Raw genomic sequence first — 16,150 nt, forward strand, 5'->3', positions numbered from 1 at the left:
CTCACTCCTTCTCGGTGAAGCCGAACTGGACCACGCCCTCCTCGTCGACCATCGCGTCCACCGACGTGTCGTTGAGCAGCTCGGCCGCGTCCGAGTCGAGGAAGATGCGCGCGCCCTCGGTGTCCACCACCTGGTCGCCCTGCACCGGCTGGGGCACCAGCTCGATCGAGAGCGAACCGGCGTCGGTGTCGGCGGCGATGCGCAGGCCACCGGCGTCGGCGACGTCCTGCTGGGCGGCGAGGTCACGGATCACCAGGACGGCGTTGTCGGTCATGGTCAGCATGGCTGAACTCCTCATGGCTGGGTGTCGGGTTTCGCGGGCGACACGGCCCACGCGGTCGGCTCGCGACCCGGAAGCGGGCGAGACACGATCTCGCCGCGCTGGAAGCAGGGCCGTTCCCGGCCCTCACCCCCACCGTGCCCGCTGCCCGGTCATCCGTCAAACGGAACCCGATGATCGGCCACTCCTCGGTGAGCAGGAGTTTTCCCCGGCCCGAAGCGGGAACACCCACGGTTTGCGGCGCTCGCGCCGGCACCGCAAATAACCTTTCGCACCGGAGTCTTTTCCGCAGGAAATCTCCGTGGCAGCATCTTTCCCATGCATCGTCGCCTATTTCCCCGGGCGCTCGCGGTGCTGGCGCTGGTCGCCACCGCGGCCGCCGCCGGCACCACCACCGCCACCGCTGAAGCGCCCACCCCCGCGCAGACCCGGCTGAACGCCACAATCGACGCCGTCCTCGCCGACAGCCGGCTCGACGGGGCGCAGGCGGGCGTGGTGGTCGTCGACACCGCCACCGGCCGCACGCTCTACGACCGCAACGGCACCCGGCGGCTCATCCCCGCCTCCAACACCAAGCTGCTCACCTCCGCGGCGGCGATGGAACTCCTCGGCCCCGGCCACCGGTTCGCCACCGAGGTCAGTGCCGACGGGCCGCGCCGCGCCGGGATGCTCCGCGGCGACCTCTACCTGCGCGGCGGCGGCGACCCCACGATCCTCGCCGCCGACTACGACCGGCTCGCGCAGCAGGTCGCCGCGGCGGGCGTACGCGTGGTCGCGGGCGACCTGGTCGCCGACGACACCCGGTACGACAAGGGCCGGCTCGGTCCGGACTGGACCTGGGACGACGAGCCCTACTACTACGCCGCCCAGGTGTCGGCGCTGACAGTGGCCCCGGACACCGACTACGACGCCGGCACCGTGATCGTGCACGCCACCCCGGGCGCCCGGGCCGGCGCCCGGCCGAAGATCACCATGACCCCCGACAACGGCTGGCTGCGGATCGACAACCGGGCCGAGACGGTCGCCGACGGCGAGACCACCATCTCCTTCGAACGTGAGCACGGCGGCAACACGGTGGTGGTGACCGGCCAGATCGCGGTCGGCCAGGCCGCCGAGAGCGACTGGGTGACGGTCTGGGAACCGACCGGGTACGCCGCCGACGTGTTCCGCTCCGCGCTGCGCCGGCACGGCGTACGGGTGCTCGGCCGGACCGTGCTCGGCACCGCCACCCCGGACACCGCCAAGCCGCTCGCCCGGCACGACTCGATGCCGCTGGCCGACCTGATGGTGCCGTTCCTCAAGCTCTCCAACAACGGTCACGCCGAGGTGCTGACGAAGGAACTGGGCCGGCAGCTGTCCGGATCCGGCACCTGGGCCGCCGGGCTGTCAGCGATCAGCGGGTACGTGGGCGACGCCGGAGTGGACACCGGCACGCTGCGCCAGCGCGACGGGTCCGGCCTGTCCCGGCGCAACCTGGTCCCGCCGGCCCAGTTCGTCACGCTGCTCTCGGCGGTCCGCGCCGAACCCTGGTTCGACACCTGGTACGCCGCGCTGCCGGTGGCCGGCAACCCGGACCGCTTCGTCGGCGGGACGCTGCGCAGCCGGATGGGCGGCACCGCCGCCGCGAACAACGTGCACGCGAAGACCGGCAGCCTGACCGGCGCGTCGGCGCTCTCCGGCTACGTCACCGACGCCGACGGGCGGCTGCTCGCCTTCTCGATAGTGCTGAACAACTACCTCACCTCGTCGGTGAAGGGGCTGGAGGACCAGATAGCGATCGCGCTGGCCTCGTACACCGAGAAGGAGACGGCGACCGCCCGGCGCACAGTGCCCGCCGCACCCGAGTCGCCACGCGTACCGGAGGGGCGGGAGTGCTCCTGGGTGAAGCCCGCGCTCTGCTGACCGGCCCGGCCGCCCCGGTGCTCAGGCGCCGGGGCGGTACGGACGCGGGTCGGCAGCCGGGTCGCCGCGCTCGACGAGCGCGTCGATCTCGGCCGACGGCAGTCCGCGCAGTGTGAGCACGCGGCGGCCCCACACGTGCAGGCGGCACGGGTGCGGGCTGGCGTCGTTGCGGCAGATGGTCCCGCCCGACCAGGCCCGCGGCGCGTGCACCACCACCGCCCGCACCGCGAACTGGACGTCCTCGACCGTCACGTACGGCGGCATCGGGATCTCGCGCAGCACGTCGCAGTCGGCACGCGGGCGGGCGGGGGCGACGGGGGCAGGGCCGGTCATCGCTCGGGCCTCCACAGAGGATGGTCGGACGGGACAACCGAAACGTACGACGGCCGGCCCGGTACGCGACGGACAAACTGTCCCCGCTCAGCGCAGCGCCACCGCCTGGAGGCTGACGTTGCCGCAGTCGCCGAGCGACTCCTCCACGGTCCAGTTCAGCAGCAGCTTCGCGCCGCGCGGAGCGCGGAACCTGACCGTGAACTCGGCGGTGAGCGCGGTGTGCGGGTCCTCCATCCGGAGCGTGGTCACCGGGCCGCCGCCGGAGACGCGCACGTCGAGGCGAGCCCGGGCCATCCAGAGCCCGGCGTAGAGACGCACCGTGCGCTGGTGCCCGTCGGCGGCCACCGCCAGGTTGAACCCGCTGCCCCGGTGGCAGGTGTAGACGCCGGTCATGGTGCCGCTCGACGAAGCGACCGGGTTGCCGTCGCGCCAGGCGTACGCCTCGGGGTTGTTGTCGAAGCTCACCCGCCGCCCACGGCCACCCTCGTCGCGGATCTCGCCGGAGCCACCCCGCTTGCGGACCGTCCGGTCGGCGCCGGTGAGGCCCCAGTGGACCCAGTCGGCGGGGCCGGCGGCGGTGAGGTCGACGGTGGCGGGCACCTCGGCGCGGGCCACCGTGACGGTCGGTGGCAGCGCGGGTGTCGGCGACGGCGACGGCGTGGACGGCGTCGGGCTCGGTGACGGTGGCCGCTGCCGGGGACGCAGCCCCGGGTTGACCACCGTGTCGTCGGTCTCGTTCGGCAGCCCGACCCGGCCGGGTGGCGCCACCGGCACGCCGGCGTGCTCCTCGCGCGGCGTGTCGTGCCGTTCGACGCCGAGGTAGACCGCCAGCGCCGCCAGACAGAGGATCGCGGCCAGCCCTTCCAGCATCAGCCGACGACGGCGGCGCAGTCGACGCAGCGCGGACCGGGTACGCGGAAGGCCGTGTCGGTGCGAGCCGGGGCCGGTACGCGGACGGTCCTCCTGGCCCACCACACCCTCCACTTCGGTCACGACACCGCCGGAAGACGACCGGAGCGCGACGGGCTTCACGGTGTCACCGGACGGCTCTTTGCGCCATATGTCGAGTGACGGGCGTTTCCAGTTCGTTACCTGACGGCCGCTCGCCGGACCGGCCGCTCAGCTTACCGTGATCGCCTGCAACGCCACCCCGTCGTTCTGTCCGCCGGTCGCCGTCAGGGCGTGCCACCTGATCAGCAGCCGCCCCCCGGGGCCGCCCGGAAGCGGACGACGTACTGGTAGAAGCGGTCGCCCCCGGCAAGGGCGACCTCCCGGACGACGGGATCGCCACCACTCACCCGGATCGGTCACCCAGCGGCAGAGATCTTGGAAGAAACGCGCCCCCATAGGGGCCACTTCCTACCAAGATCTCCCGCAGCCCCGGCGCGGTGGACGCGCCCACCCGGTTCGGGGGCCGTCGGGGCCGGGACGGGAGGGACCGCCGAAGGGGTGGCGGTCAGGCGGGCGGTGCGGTCAGTGGCGGGTGCGGCGCTGCCGGCCTCGGGTGGGGTGCCAGCTCTCGATCACGAGGTGGTCGGGTGGGTCGCCCACCCGGGTGAGCACCACCTCGGTCAGCTCGATCCGGAAGCGGTGCGAGCCGTCCTCGGCGGGCGCCTCCTCGTGCGCCCGGCCGGCGATCTTCGCGTCCCCGTCCCAGGTGGACGGGTCGTCCGCCGGGGTGTCCTCGGTCGGGCTGTGCAGCGCCACCCGGGGATCGCGGCGCAGGTCGAGCGCCTTGACCGCGCCGGCCATGCTGCCCAGCCGCAGTTGCCCGTCGTCGCCGAAGTCGAACTCGGTGCCGCTGATCCGCGGCGAGCCGTCCCGCCGCACCGTCGCCATCGTGCCGTGTTTGCGGACCGCGAAGCGGGCGCGCACCCGCGCCGCGAACTCGGGCTCGGCCGCCACCAGGTCGGACCACCATGTCATGCGTCCGAGTGTGTCCGGAAAACCTGACAACCCGCGGCATCTTTCCCGGCCGAGCCGACCCGGCGATCAGGCACCCCGACCGACCCGGCGACTCGGCAGCCCAACCGAGCCGGGCGACCAGCAGGCCCGGGCGATCCGGCAGGCCTGGCGACTCAGCCGACCCGGAAACCGAGCGCCTGGGCCAGCACCACCGCCTGCTCGGCGTCGATCCGCGCGTCGGCACGCTGCACCGCCGTCGGGTCGAGCGCGGACAGGTCGCTGCCGCGCAGGTCGGCCCGGATCAGCTTGGCGGCGTGCAACTGGGCGCCGGAGAGGTCCACGCCGGTCAGCGTCGCGCCGGTCAGGTCGGCGCCGGTCAGGTCGACCTCCCGCATGCGTACGTCGGTGATCCGCGCCCCGCGCAGGTCGGCGCCGGCGAGCGTGACGAAGGACCAGTCGCCCCGGTCGACCCGCAGCGGGCGCAGGTCGCAGCGGTCGAACGTGCTGCCGACCAGCTTGCAGCCGGTGAACTCGGCCTCGAAGAGGTTGCACTTGCTGAACGAGCACCTGGTGAACGCCGAGTCGGTGTGCCGGGAGGAGTTGAACGCCACGTTGCCGAACACGCAGTCGGTGAAGACCGCGCCGCGGCTGACCGCCTCGGTCAGGTCGACGTGGAAGAACTCGCATCGCACGAAGTGCCGGTCGGCCAGCTCCTCGGCGTACCAGTCCTCCTGGCGGTAGGTGACGTCCTCGACCGGCTCAGGCATGCCACCGACAGTAGTGACACTTCCCGGCCGCGGTACCTGCGGGTAGGTTCGCGTCGTGAGTGTCACCGTGAGCACCGATCCCGGTCGTGTCGGCTTCGACCCCGCCCGGCTGGCGCGGATCGACGAGCACTTCGCCCGGTACGTCGACGACGGCCGGCTCGCCGGCTGGCAGATCGTCGTCACCCGCCGGGGCGAGGTCGCCCACTCCTCGACGTACGGGCTGCGCGACCGGGAGGCCGGTACGCCGGTCGAGCCGGACACGCTCTGGCGCATCTACTCGATGACCAAGCCGATCACCTCGGTCGCGGCGATGATGCTCTGGGAGGAGGGCCGGTTCGAGCTGAACGACCCGGTCAGCCGCTGGCTGCCGGAGTTCGCCGACGTCCGCGTCTACGACCGGGGTTCGGTGCTCAAGCCGTACACGGTGCCGGCGGTCGAGCCGATCCGGATCTGGCACCTGCTCACCCACACCGCCGGCCTGACGTACGGCTTCGCCCAGGTCTCGGTGGTCGACGGCCTGTACCGGGCGGCCGGGTTCGACCTCGGCGTGCCGGCGGGTGCGGACCTGGCGGCGGCGTCGGCCGGGCTGGCCCGGCTGCCGCTGCTGTTCCAGCCCGGCACGAGCTGGAACTACGGCGTCTCCACCGACGTGCTGGGCCGCCTGGTCGAGGTGATCTCCGGGCAGTCGCTGGACGCGTTCTTCGCCGAGCGGATCCTCGGCCCGCTGGGGATGACCGACACCCGCTGGTGGGTGGACGCGGCGGACGCGAAGCGCCTGGCCGCCCTGTACGCCCCGCACCCGGCCACCGGCCAGGCGGTACGCGCCGACGGGGTGGGCCGGGCCGCGCTGGCGGAGCCGACCTGGCACTCCGGCGGCGGCGGTCTGGTCTCCACGGCGGCCGACTACCACCGCTTCACCCAGTTCCTGCTGCGCGGCGGCGAGCTGGACGGGGTGCGCCTGCTCGGCCCCCGCACGGTGCGCTTCATGACCCGCAACCACCTGCCCGGCGACCGGGACCTGGCCTCGTTCTCGCCGGAGGGCTTCGCCGAGACGATCCTCGACGGGATCGGCTTCGGGCTGGGCTTCGCCGTGGTGCTGGACCCGGTGCCGTCGCGCGTGCCGAGCAGCGTCGGCGAGTTCTACTGGGGCGGTCTGGCCAGCACCGCGTTCTGGGTGGACCCGGTGGAGGAGGTCACCGCGCTGTTGTTCACCCAGTTGATGCCGTCGAGCACGTACCCGCTGCGCGGCCAGCTGCGCCAGCTCGTCTACTCGGCGATCGTCGACTGAGCCGGTTCGGCGGAACTTCCCGCCGCCCGCCGGTGGGCTGCCTAGCCTGTGAGGCATGAGCGACATCGTCGTGTTCGGCGCCGGCGGGACGGCGGGCTCGCGGATCGCGGCCGAGGCGGTCGAGCGGGGGCACCGGGTGACAGCGGCGGTGCGGCGTCCGGAGGCGGTCGGCTACCTCCCAACCGGCGTACGCACCGTGACCGGCGACGCCACCTCGGCGCGGAGCGTACGCGAACTGGCCGAGGATGCGGACGTGCTGGTGGTGGCCATCGGCGGCGGCGAGCGGGACCTGTGGCGCGACGCCGCGCGGACGCTGGTCGACACGCTGCGTGAGTTGCCGGACCCGCCCCGCGTGATCCACGTCGGCGGCGGCTCGACGCTGCTCACACCGAAGGGCACTCGTTACCTGGACGAGCCGGACTTCCCGGAGGAGTACCGGGACTCGGCGCACGGCCAGGCCGACGCGCTGGAGTTCTACCGCACCAGCGCCGACGGGGTGACCTGGACGTATGTCTCCCCGCCGCCGCTGGAGTTCCACCCGGGCGAGCGGACCGGCCACTACCGCACCGGCACCGACCATCCGGTGACCGACGCGCAGGGCCGTTCGGTGCTCACCTACGAGGACCTGGCGGTGGCGATCGTCGACGAGATCGAGAATCCCCGGTTCGGCAACACCCGTTTCACAGTCGCGTACTGATTCAGCCGGCCAGCCGTGCCGGGAACCCGCCGGTGGCGATCGGACCCCAGGACTCGATCGTGACGCGGATCAGCGACTTGCCCTGCGCGACCATCGCCGACCGGTACTCGTCCCAGTCCGGGTGCTCGCCGGAGATGCTGCGGAAGTACTCGACGAGCGGCTCCAGCGCCTCCGGCAGGTCGAGCACCTCGGCCACGCCGTCGACCTGCACCCACGGCCCGTTCCAGTCGTCGGAGAGCACGCACGCGGAGACGCGCGGGTCGCGGCGGATGTTGGCGACCTTGGCGCGTTCGGGATAGGTGGAGATCACCAGGCGGCCCTCGGCGTCGACGCCGCAGGACACCGGGGAGGACTGCGGCCGCCCGTCGGAGCGGGTGGTCATCAGCACGACGTGGTGGCGGGGGCGGAGGAACTCGATCAGGGCGTCCCGGTCGACCCGGGTGTTCTTCGCGATGCTGCGTGCCATGCCCTCGGTTCTACCAGGCCGGCCGGTCGATCTCAGCGGGGACGCCCGGCGGCCCGCTGCGCGGTGACCTGCTCCGGCACGCGCGGGCGGGCCGAGGGCCGCCAGGCACGGCCGTTGGCGTAGATGACCCGGAAACCGAGGTACGCGGCGAGCGGCGCCCAGTGCGCCGAGCGCATCCGCACCTCGGCGGCGTTGTGCCGCTGACCGTTTGCGAGCACGTCGAGCAGCACCGTCTCGAAGGCGGCCGACTCGACCCAGTCCACCTCGCGGGTGAAGCCGCAGATCAGCGCCGCGCCGGTGACGTCGAGGAACTCGCGCAGCGTGGCGTCGGAGGCGCGCAGCACCGAGCAGCTGCCGAAGTAGAGGCGGCGGCCCTCACAGCGGCCGGCCATCCGCTCGGCCACGTCCGACAGCTCGACCGAGTCCCAGTCGGTGAGGCAGAGCCGGCTCGGCTCGCCGTGCATGGCGAAGAAGCCCACCCGGTGATCCGCGTACTGCTTGAGCAGCCACCGGTCGACGAAGTAGAACAGCTCGTCGCGGGTGGCCGCGTCCTTGTGGATGTAGCGGATCCGGCCGAGCCGTTCGAGCAGGTCGAGCGTGGGCAGGACGGATCCTCGTTCGTTGAGGTCGCGGTGCCACTGCCCCTCGACGCAGAACACGCCGCCACGCGCCAACGCCCACCTCCCCGCCCGTCGAGGTCGCCGCCCGGGTCCGGGAGCAGACGTTACCGCTCACCTCCGACGGGCGACACCCGGCGGTGCGTACGCAAACAGGCACTATTCACAGCCGATATCCAGCAACCGCCCGATGTGAGAACAATTTCGGCTAATCACCACGAAGAATCCTCTCACCTGTCACGGTGAGAGAGACGGGACGTACCGGTCGATGTGCCCGTCCAATCCCAGTTCCGCTCTGACATCGGGAGGACTCTGTGCGCGTCAACACCCTGAAGCGGGCGGCGGTCGCGTTCGCGCTGGCCCTGCCCGGGGCCGCCGTGGCGACAGTCGTGGCCGCGCCACCGGCGCACGCCGACGGCTGCTACACCTGGAAGCGGACGCTGTCCCAGGGAAGCTCGGGCGCCGAGGTCCGGCAGCTCCAGATCCGGGTGGCCGGCTGGGCCGGGTACGGCGGCATCGTCCGGGTCGACGGCGTGTACGGCCCGGAGACGGCCGCCGCGGTCAAGCGCTTCCAGGCCGCGTACGGGCTGCGCGCCGACGGCGTGGCCGGACCGCAGACGTTCGCCAAGATCTACGACCTGCAGAAGGACAGCGACTGCACGCCGAAGCACTTCAGCTACGCCGAGCTGGACAACGGCTGCGGCAAGGGCGGGTGGGCCGGGGGTCCGCTCTCCTCGTCGGCCACCCGGGAGAACGCGCTGCGCACCATGTGGAAGCTGGAGGCGCTGCGGCGCAGCCTCGGCGACAAGCCGCTCTACGTGACCAGCGGGTTCCGCAGCATCGCCTGCAACCGGCAGGTCGGCGGCGCCGCGGACAGCCAGCACCTCTACGGCAACGCGGCCGACCTGATCGCCAAGCACCGCAGCCTCTGCGAGGTCGCCCGATCCGCCCGTGACCAGGGCTTCAGCGGCATCTACGGGCCCGGCTACCCGGACCACGACGACCACACGCACGTGGACTCGCGGCGGGAGAACAACAGGGACAAGACGCCGAACACGAAGGGCTGGTCCGCGCCGGACTGCGGGGTCAAGTGACACGGTGACGGCGGCCCGGCACGGGGGTGGGGGCTCCCCGGCCGGGCCGCCGTCGGCATGCTCCGGCACGACCGACGCCGCTCCGCGACGGGGCGTCGGCACGACCGGAACCGGGCGCCGGACGTCAGCTCACCCGGGCCGGCGGGCCCGGGGGCGTCGGCCCGGAACCGGGCGGCGGGAGTCAGCTCGCCCGGGGCCAGCGGGGCCGGGCGGCGGGAGCCGGCCGCCCGGCGACGGGACGCAGGCCGGGCCGCACCGGCGGCGCGACGACCCGCGGGACCGGACCGCGCGCCGCCTGGGCCGCGGCGGCGGGGCGGGCGGCCTGACCGGGTACGCCCGGCCGCGCCACCTGACCGCCCGGACGGGCGACCTGCCCGGCCGGACGGGCGCCGGACGGGCCGGTCAGCACGAACGGGAAGGGCACGTGCACGAACGGGTTGCCGTGCCGGATCAGCGCGTCGATCTGACGGTCGTTGAGACCGTGTGTCTCCAGCACCCGTCGGCCCCAGCGATGCAACCGGCAGGGGAACGACGACCCGTCGTTGCGGCACTTCGGCCCCGCGGGCCACTCCTCGGCGGCGTGCACCACCACCGCCCGGACCGCGAGGCGGACGTCCTCGGGGGTCAACGGCGCCGGTACCGGCACCTCGCCCAGGATCTGGTCGATGGGATCCGTCGACTGCTCACCAACTCGCACGGCAGGCCTCCCGCAGCTCGGCAGCGGTACGGCGGAACGGCCGCACCACATCCTCGACCACTGGTACGGCCGGATGACGGCAGCAGTTCAATCCCGCCACGCGGAGCGTCAGACCAGACCGGCGTCCTGGACCAGCAGGGCCACCTGCACGCGGTTGTTCACGTCGAGCTTCGTCAGCAGCCGCGACACGTACGCCTTCACCGTCGCCACGCTCATGAACAGCTCGGCGGAGATCTCCGCGTTGGTCCGGCCCCGGCCGAGCAGCACCGCGACCTCCCGTTCCCGCTCGGAGAGCCCGTCGAGCAGCCGTACCGCCCGCTCCCGCTTCGGGTCCGCGCCGGCCACCGGGGCGGTGCCTGTGACGTGCGCGATGAGCTTGCGGGTCACCGCCGGGGACAGCGTCGCCTCCCCCGCCGCGACCCGGCGTACCGCGGCCACGATCTCGGCCGGCGGGGTGTCCTTGAGCAGGAAACCGCTCGCCCCGGCACGCAGTGCCCGCAGCACCTGCTCGTCGGCGTCGAAGGTGGTGAGCACCAGCACCTCGGGCGGGTCGGCCGTGGCACGCAGCGCCTCGGTGGCGGCCAGCCCGTCGACCCGGGGCATGCGGATGTCCATCAGCACCACGTCCGGGGCGTACGCGGCGACGGCCTCGGGCACCTCGGCGCCGTCGGTGGCCTCGCCGACCACGACCAGGTCGGGTACGCCGCCGAGGATCATCGACAGCGCGCCCCGGACCAGCGGGTCGTCGTCGACGATCAGCACCCGCACCGGTGCGCTCACCGGGCCGCCGCCCAGGGCAGCCAGGCGGTCAGCCGGAACCCGCCGTCGGCGTCCCGTCCGTGTTCGAGGCGGCCACCGGCGAGCGTGACCCGCTCCGCGATCCCGACCAGCCCGGTGCCGGCGCCGGGGATCGCGGTGGGCGACGCGCCCACCGGCCACGGGTTGTGGATCTCCACCGCCAGCCCGTCCCCCGGGCCGCCGGCGAGCCGGACGGTCACCACCGCGCCCGGTGCGTGCTTGCGGGCGTTGGTCAGCCCCTCCTGCACGATCCGGTACGCGCTGCGCCCGATCGCCGCGGGCACCGCCTCCGGCTCGGCCACCTCGTCGACCACGCCGACCCGTACCCCGGCGTCGCGGCTCTCGGCGACGAGCGCCGGCACGTCGGCGAGGGTGGGCTGCGGCCGTTCCGGCGTGGCCTCGGAGCCGACCTCGGTCCGCAGCACGCCGATCACCTCGCGCAGGTCCTGGAGCGCGGCGTGCGCGCTGGCCCGGATCACCCCGGCCGCCCGCGCCACCTCCTCCGGCGGCGCGTCCGGCCGGAACTCCAGCGCGCCCGCGTGCAGGCTGAGCAGGGAGATCCGGTGGGCGAGCACGTCGTGCATCTCCCGGGCGATCCGGCCGCGTTCGAGCTGCCGGGCCTGGTCGAGCCGGAGTTGCTGCTCGGCCTCGGCCCGTTCGGCGCGGTCACGCAGGGACAGCACCAGTTGGCGGCGGGCCCGGACGAACAGCGCCCACGCCACCACCGCGCCGATGAACAACGCGGTCCAGACCACCGAGGCCCAGAACGGCATCGTCGGGTCGGGCCGGACGGCGAGGTAGGGCGGGAGACACAGCAGTTGCCAGGCCACCAGGGCCAGGCCCACCGGCAACGGCCGGTGCACCAGCACGGTGAACACGATGACCAGCAGCGCGATGCCGGCGGTGACCGAGAAGAGCGCCAGCGGCGCGGTGGCCACCGCCAGCCCGACCGGCCAGCGTCGGCGCAGCCAGAGCGCACCGCTGGCCAGCAGACCGACCAGCAGGTCGATCTCCTCCAGCCAGCCGGGCCCGGCGTTCAGCCCGAACTCCGGGGTAGCGCTCGTGACGTCGGCGTGCGCGATCAGCACCCACAGCAACGCGGCCAGGAAGACCAGGCCGTCGACGAACCAGTCGCGCGGGGTCCGCCGGGCGGCCCGGGCGGGCACCAGGGAGCCCGGCAGGAGCCAGGGATGATCGGGTACGGCGGCGCTGGTCACCCGTCCATGCTAGGAAGCCGTCCGGACCGGCTACCAGCTACCAAAGTCGACCCCTGCGGTGAACCGAGGTCGACGGCGGCGCCGACCGCCGGCCGCAGCGCGTGACCGGGTGGCCCCGGCAGGCTCGACGGCATGATCGAAGTCGACCAGCTCACCAAGCGGTACGGGCCGCACACCGCCGTCGAGGACGTCACGTTCCGGTGCGAACCGGGCTCGGTGACCGGTTTCCTCGGGCCGAACGGCGCCGGGAAGTCCACCACGATGCGGATGATCTGCGGGATGACGCCGCCCACCTCGGGCGGCGCCACGGTCGGCGGCCGCCCCTACCGGCACCTGCCCAATCCGGGACGGGAGATCGGCGTGCTGCTCGACGCCTCGGCCCAGCACTCCGGCCGCACCGGGCGGGAGACGCTCACGCTCGCCGCCCGCACCATGGGCGTCGACCGGGGGCGGGTGGCGGCGGCACTCGACCAGGTCGGGCTGAACGACACCGCCGCCCGGCGCCGCGTCGGCGCGTACTCCCTGGGCATGCGGCAGCGGCTCGGCCTGGCGCTGGCGCTGCTGGGCGACCCCCGGGTCCTGATCCTGGACGAGCCGGCCAACGGCCTCGACCCGGAGGGGATCTTCTGGATGCGCGGCCTGCTGCGCGACTTCGCCGACCGGGGCGGCACGGTGCTGCTCTCCTCGCACCTGCTGCGCGAGGTGGAGGCGGTGGCCGACCGGCTGGTGGTGATCGGCGGCGGCCGGGTGGTCGCCCAGGGCGGCAAGGACGAGCTGCTCGCAGGTGCCGGCACGCTCGTCCGGGCGCGCGACGCGCACGCCCTGCGCCTGACGCTGGAGCGGGCCGCGCTGCCGTCCACCGCCGGCACCGACGGCGGCTTCGTCGTCCGGGCCGAGCCGGGCGAGGTCGGCCAGGCCGCGGCGGACGCCGGACTGGTCCTCACCGAGCTGCGCCCCGCCGGCAGCGGTGGCCTGGAACAGCTCTTCCTCACCCTCACCGCCGGCGCGTCGACCAAGGAGGCCGTCCGATGACCACCGCCACCCGCACACTCGCACCGCCGCGACCCGTGGCCGCCGTCGCCGGACCGACGCCGGCCCGGCTGACCGCTGTGGAGCTGCGCAAGCTCGCCGACACCCGGGCCGGACGCTGGCTGCTCATCACGATCGGCCTGATCGCGGCCGTGATCGTGGTGGTGCAACTGTTCGTCCTCGACGCGCCGGAGCAGACGTTCACCGCCTTCTTCCTGCCGTCGCTGCTGCCGGTCGGGCTGCTGCTCCCGGTGCTCGGCATCCTCTCCATCACCAGCGAGTGGTCGCAGCGCAGCGCGCTCACCACGTTCGCGCTGGTGCCCCGCCGGGAGCGGATCATCGTCGCCAAGCTCGCCGCGGTGGTGCTCGCCGCACTCGCCTCGGTGCTCGTCAGCCTCGCCGTCGCCGCCGCCGGCACGCTCGCCGCAGGTGCCACCGGCGGGGCGGGCGCCTGGACGTTCGACTGGCAGCTGCTTCCCCACGCGGCCGTGTTCCAGGTGGTGAACGTGCTGATGGGGGCCGGTTTCGGCCTGCTGCTGCTGAACACGCCGCTGGCGATCGTCACCTACCTGCTGCTGCCCACCGTGTGGAGCCTGCTGTCAGCGATGATCTCGGCGCTGCGTGAGCCGGCCCGCTGGCTGGACACCTCGCTCACCATGGAGCCGCTGCTCGGCCCCGAGATGACCGCCGGGCAGTGGGGCCGGCTCGGCGTCTCGCTGGCCGTCTGGGTGCTCCTGCCGCTGGCCGCCGGCCTGGCCCGCACCATGCGCCGGGAGGTGTCCTGACCGTGGCCGCCTGGCAACCCGGCGAGGACGTCGTGGTCGACGGCGGACGCGGCGAGCTGGTGCTGTTCTGGGCCGGATTCCCACTGTTCGGGGCGGGGCTGGCCGCCGGGCTGACCGCGCTGTCCGGCTGGATCGCCGGGCTGGCGTGGTTCCCGTTCCAGGGCCTGTTCGAGTTGCTCGCCCGGTGGCCGGACGAGCGGTCGTACCCGATCGGGATCGGAGTGGGCGTGCTCGGCGGCCTGCTCCTGGCGGTGGTGGCGGTCCGCGAGCGGCTGACCGTCACGGTCGGCCACCGGTCGGTGCGGCTGCACCGCGACGGGCACGGCCGGGACGTGGCCCGCGCCGACGTGGCCGGGGTGTTCGTCGACGGCAAGGCGCTGGTGCTGCTCGACACCGCCGGCGGCGAGCTGGCCCGGGAGAAGTCCGACCTGGACACCGACCGGTTGCGGGCGGCGTTCACCAGGCAGGGCTGGCCGTGGACCGGCCAGGACCCGCACCGCGACGCGTACCGGCGGTGGGTGGAGGGCCTGCCCGGCCTGCCGCCCGGCGCGGACGCCCTGCTGCGCGCCCGGCAGCGGGCGCTCGACGGCGGCCACGGCGCCGAGACCCGGGAGCTGCACGGGGAGCTGGCCCGGCTCGGCGTCGTGGTCCGCGACGAGGGCAAGCGGCAGTACTGGCGGCTGGTCGCCGGCCCGCCCCCGGGGTGAACGCCGCCGCCGTGCTGCGATCTTCGCGTTGAGGATTTACGTTCGTCCATGGCGGGGCCACGGCTCGTCGGACGCGGTGGCCCGGGGCGGTACGACGCGGGCGACGGGGAGGGGCCGGCATGGCTGTGGGACAGGGCATCTTCCGGCGTAAGCCGGTCGAGCAGATCGCCGACGAGACCGACGAGGGCCTCTCCCGCGAACTCGGGTTGTGGCAGCTCACCGCAATCGGCGTCGGCGGCATCATCGGCGCGGGCATCTTCGCGCTGGCCGGGGCGGTGGCCAACGAGACCGCCGGCCCGGCCGTGCTGGTGTCGTTCCTGATCGCCGGTCTGGCCAGCGCCGCCGCCGCGCTGTCGTACGCGGAGTTCGCCGGCATGATCCCGAAGGCCGGGTCGGCCTACACCTACGGGTACGCGGTACTGGGCGAGGCGGTCGGCTGGTTCATCGGCTGGGACCTGCTGCTGGAGTACACGGCGATCGTCGCCGTCGTCGCGATCGGCATCTCCGGCTACTTCGGCTTCCTCGTCAACGAGCTGGGCGCGGACCTGCCGGCGTGGATGCTCGGCGCGCCCGGCACCGGCGACGGGCACCGCGTGGACCTGTTCGCTGTGGTGCTCTGCCTGCTCATCGCGTTCCTGCTGACCCGGGGCATCAGGGCTGCCGCGCGGTTCGAGACGTTCGTGGTGGGCCTCAAGGTCGCGGTCGTGCTGCTGGTGATCGTGGTCGGCTTCTTCCACGTGAAGACCGCCAACTACTCGCCGTTCTTCCCGTTCGGCGTCGGCGGCGCGATCACCGGTGCGGCCACCGTCTTCTTCGCGGTCTTCGGGTACGACGCGATGAGCACCGCCGCCGAGGAGTCCCGGGACGCCCGGCGGCACATGCCCAAGGCGATCATCTGGTCGCTGGTCGTCTCGATGGTGCTGTACGTGCTGGCCACGCTGGTGCTCACCGGCATGCAGAACTACCGGGACATCGACCCGGAGAGCGGCTTCTCCTCCGCGTTCGCCTCGGTCGGGCTCTCCGGGCTGGCCAGTGTGATCGCGGTCGGGGCGATCATCGGCATCCTCACCGTGATGTTCACGTTCATGCTCGGCGTGACCCGGGTGTGGTTCTCGATGAGCCGGGACGGACTGCTGCCCGGCTGGTTCGCCAAGGTCCACCCGGTACGCCGGGTGCCCACCCGGGTCACCTGGATCGTCGGCGTCGGCTCGGCGCTGATCGCCGGTTTCCTGCCGATCCGGCAGGCCGCCGAGCTGACCAACATCGGCATCCTGCTGGCGTTCGTGGTGGTGTGCGTGGCGGTGATCGTGCTGCGCTACCGCCGCCCGGACGCGCCGCGTACGTTCCGGCTGCCCGGCATGCCCGTGGTGCCGGCGATCGGCGTGGTCTTCTCGATCTGGCTGATCACGTTCCTCGACCCGGTGACGTGGCTGCGGTTCGGCGCCTGGTTCCTGCTCGGCGCGATCGTCTACGCGTTGTACGGCTACCGCCGTTCCGCACTGGCCCGGCGCGACGAGGACACAGCCGGCCCGGCCCGCTGACCGCCCGCTGTCACGCCGGCCACGCCC

18 protein-coding genes are annotated in these 16,150 nt (G+C 73.4%); 8 read left to right on the forward strand and 10 right to left on the reverse strand.

Annotated features, from left to right (window positions below):
* Window position 1: 1 nt before the first annotated feature.
* Window positions 2–283: an iron-sulfur cluster biosynthesis family protein gene (locus tag Q3W68_RS02650; protein WP_013284340.1), complete on the reverse strand. Its 282-nt coding sequence runs from the start codon at window positions 281–283 to the stop codon at window positions 2–4.
* 315 nt (window positions 284–598) lie between these two features.
* Between Q3W68_RS02650 and dacB the strand changes: the two genes are divergently transcribed.
* On the forward strand, window positions 599–2,182 hold the full coding sequence (dacB, locus tag Q3W68_RS02655) for a D-alanyl-D-alanine carboxypeptidase/D-alanyl-D-alanine-endopeptidase (RefSeq protein ID WP_302903920.1): 1,584 nt from the start codon (window positions 599–601) through the stop codon (window positions 2,180–2,182).
* Window positions 2,183–2,203: 21 nt separating this feature from the next.
* On the opposite strand, the gene Q3W68_RS02660 is transcribed toward dacB, so the two are convergent.
* The 4 genes from Q3W68_RS02660 to Q3W68_RS02675 all read right to left on the reverse strand — a co-directional run bounded on the left by Q3W68_RS02660 (window position 2,204) and on the right by Q3W68_RS02675 (window position 5,187).
* Entirely contained in the window at window positions 2,204–2,515 is a 312-nt protein-coding gene (locus tag Q3W68_RS02660) for a hypothetical protein (protein WP_302903921.1), read from the reverse strand.
* 87 nt (window positions 2,516–2,602) lie between these two features.
* Window positions 2,603–3,508, reverse strand: a complete 906-nt coding sequence (locus Q3W68_RS02665) for a hypothetical protein (RefSeq protein WP_302903922.1) — start codon at window positions 3,506–3,508, stop codon at window positions 2,603–2,605.
* 480 nt (window positions 3,509–3,988) lie between these two features.
* Entirely contained in the window at window positions 3,989–4,441 is a 453-nt protein-coding gene (locus Q3W68_RS02670) for a pyridoxamine 5'-phosphate oxidase family protein (RefSeq protein WP_302903923.1), read from the reverse strand.
* A gap of 152 nt (window positions 4,442–4,593) precedes the next feature.
* Window positions 4,594–5,187, reverse strand: coding sequence for a pentapeptide repeat-containing protein (locus Q3W68_RS02675; protein WP_302903924.1), 594 nt, complete (start codon window positions 5,185–5,187; stop codon window positions 4,594–4,596).
* 55 nt (window positions 5,188–5,242) lie between these two features.
* Here Q3W68_RS02675 and Q3W68_RS02680 point away from each other — a divergent pair, with 55 nt between their 5' ends.
* Complete coding sequence (locus tag Q3W68_RS02680; RefSeq protein WP_302903925.1) at window positions 5,243–6,475, forward strand: serine hydrolase; 1,233 nt, start codon at window positions 5,243–5,245, stop codon at window positions 6,473–6,475.
* Between the two features lie 55 nt (window positions 6,476–6,530).
* Window positions 6,531–7,172, forward strand: a complete 642-nt coding sequence (locus tag Q3W68_RS02685) for an NAD(P)-dependent oxidoreductase (protein WP_302903926.1) — start codon at window positions 6,531–6,533, stop codon at window positions 7,170–7,172.
* Between the two features lies 1 nt (window position 7,173).
* Here Q3W68_RS02685 and Q3W68_RS02690 read toward each other — a convergent pair whose 3' ends face one another.
* Together Q3W68_RS02690 and Q3W68_RS02695 are read right to left on the reverse strand one after the other, a co-directional pair.
* Complete coding sequence (locus Q3W68_RS02690) at window positions 7,174–7,638, reverse strand: PPOX class F420-dependent oxidoreductase (protein ID WP_302903927.1); 465 nt, start codon at window positions 7,636–7,638, stop codon at window positions 7,174–7,176.
* Window positions 7,639–7,670: 32 nt separating this feature from the next.
* Window positions 7,671–8,312 (reverse strand): hypothetical protein, encoded by a 642-nt coding sequence (locus Q3W68_RS02695; protein ID WP_091419014.1) that lies wholly within the window; start codon window positions 8,310–8,312, stop codon window positions 7,671–7,673.
* A gap of 257 nt (window positions 8,313–8,569) precedes the next feature.
* Here Q3W68_RS02695 and Q3W68_RS02700 point away from each other — a divergent pair, with 257 nt between their 5' ends.
* Window positions 8,570–9,349: a D-Ala-D-Ala carboxypeptidase family metallohydrolase gene (locus Q3W68_RS02700; protein ID WP_302903928.1), complete on the forward strand. Its 780-nt coding sequence runs from the start codon at window positions 8,570–8,572 to the stop codon at window positions 9,347–9,349.
* Window positions 9,350–9,530: 181 nt separating this feature from the next.
* Here Q3W68_RS02700 and Q3W68_RS02705 read toward each other — a convergent pair whose 3' ends face one another.
* The 3 genes from Q3W68_RS02705 to Q3W68_RS02715 form a co-directional block, all read right to left on the reverse strand.
* Window positions 9,531–10,046: a hypothetical protein gene (locus Q3W68_RS02705; RefSeq protein WP_302903929.1), complete on the reverse strand. Its 516-nt coding sequence runs from the start codon at window positions 10,044–10,046 to the stop codon at window positions 9,531–9,533.
* Between the two features lie 108 nt (window positions 10,047–10,154).
* Window positions 10,155–10,826, reverse strand: coding sequence for a response regulator transcription factor (locus Q3W68_RS02710; RefSeq protein ID WP_302903930.1), 672 nt, complete (start codon window positions 10,824–10,826; stop codon window positions 10,155–10,157).
* Window positions 10,823–12,061 carry a sensor histidine kinase gene (locus Q3W68_RS02715; RefSeq protein ID WP_302903931.1) on the reverse strand — a complete coding sequence of 413 codons (1,239 nt, stop codon included), beginning with the start codon at window positions 12,059–12,061 and terminating at the stop codon, window positions 10,823–10,825. The genes Q3W68_RS02710 and Q3W68_RS02715 overlap by 4 nt, the downstream gene beginning before the upstream one ends.
* Window positions 12,062–12,193: 132 nt before the next feature.
* Between Q3W68_RS02715 and Q3W68_RS02720 the strand changes: the two genes are divergently transcribed.
* The 4 genes from Q3W68_RS02720 (at window position 12,194) to Q3W68_RS02735 (ending at window position 16,123) form a co-directional block, all read left to right on the forward strand.
* Complete coding sequence (locus tag Q3W68_RS02720) at window positions 12,194–13,093, forward strand: ABC transporter ATP-binding protein (protein WP_302903932.1); 900 nt, start codon at window positions 12,194–12,196, stop codon at window positions 13,091–13,093.
* The gene (locus Q3W68_RS02725; RefSeq protein WP_302903933.1) at window positions 13,090–13,875 is read left to right on the forward strand and encodes an ABC transporter permease; all 786 of its coding nucleotides are present in this window, start codon (window positions 13,090–13,092) and stop codon (window positions 13,873–13,875) included. The genes Q3W68_RS02720 and Q3W68_RS02725 overlap by 4 nt, the downstream gene beginning before the upstream one ends.
* Before the next feature lie 2 nt (window positions 13,876–13,877).
* Window positions 13,878–14,582: a hypothetical protein gene (locus tag Q3W68_RS02730; protein WP_302903934.1), complete on the forward strand. Its 705-nt coding sequence runs from the start codon at window positions 13,878–13,880 to the stop codon at window positions 14,580–14,582.
* 119 nt (window positions 14,583–14,701) lie between these two features.
* The gene (locus tag Q3W68_RS02735) at window positions 14,702–16,123 is read left to right on the forward strand and encodes an amino acid permease (RefSeq protein ID WP_302903935.1); all 1,422 of its coding nucleotides are present in this window, start codon (window positions 14,702–14,704) and stop codon (window positions 16,121–16,123) included.
* The last annotated feature ends 27 nt before the right edge of the window (window positions 16,124–16,150 follow it).

The sequence above is a fragment of the Micromonospora sp. C28ISP2-4 genome (genome assembly GCF_030519385.1).
Taxonomy (GTDB): Bacteria; Actinomycetota; Actinomycetes; order Mycobacteriales; family Micromonosporaceae; genus Micromonospora; species Micromonospora tulbaghiae.

Bases quoted from the DNA above. Each gene is read 5' to 3' on its own strand.
- Q3W68_RS02660 (WP_302903921.1), bottom strand. From the start codon at position 2,515: ATGACCGGCCCTGCCCCCGTCGCCCCCGCCCGCCCGCGTGCCGACTGC.
- Q3W68_RS02735 (WP_302903935.1), top strand. From the start codon at position 14,702: ATGGCTGTGGGACAGGGCATCTTCCGGCGTAAGCCGGTCGAGCAGATC.
- Q3W68_RS02690 (WP_302903927.1), bottom strand. From the start codon at position 7,638: ATGGCACGCAGCATCGCGAAGAACACCCGGGTCGACCGGGACGCCCTG.
- Q3W68_RS02670 (WP_302903923.1), bottom strand. From the start codon at position 4,441: ATGACATGGTGGTCCGACCTGGTGGCGGCCGAGCCCGAGTTCGCGGCG.
- Q3W68_RS02675 (WP_302903924.1), bottom strand. From the start codon at position 5,187: ATGCCTGAGCCGGTCGAGGACGTCACCTACCGCCAGGAGGACTGGTAC.
- Q3W68_RS02720 (WP_302903932.1), top strand. From the start codon at position 12,194: ATGATCGAAGTCGACCAGCTCACCAAGCGGTACGGGCCGCACACCGCC.
- Q3W68_RS02725 (WP_302903933.1), top strand. From the start codon at position 13,090: ATGACCACCGCCACCCGCACACTCGCACCGCCGCGACCCGTGGCCGCC.
- Q3W68_RS02685 (WP_302903926.1), top strand. From the start codon at position 6,531: ATGAGCGACATCGTCGTGTTCGGCGCCGGCGGGACGGCGGGCTCGCGG.
- Q3W68_RS02650 (WP_013284340.1), bottom strand. From the start codon at position 283: ATGCTGACCATGACCGACAACGCCGTCCTGGTGATCCGTGACCTCGCC.
- dacB (WP_302903920.1), top strand. From the start codon at position 599: ATGCATCGTCGCCTATTTCCCCGGGCGCTCGCGGTGCTGGCGCTGGTC.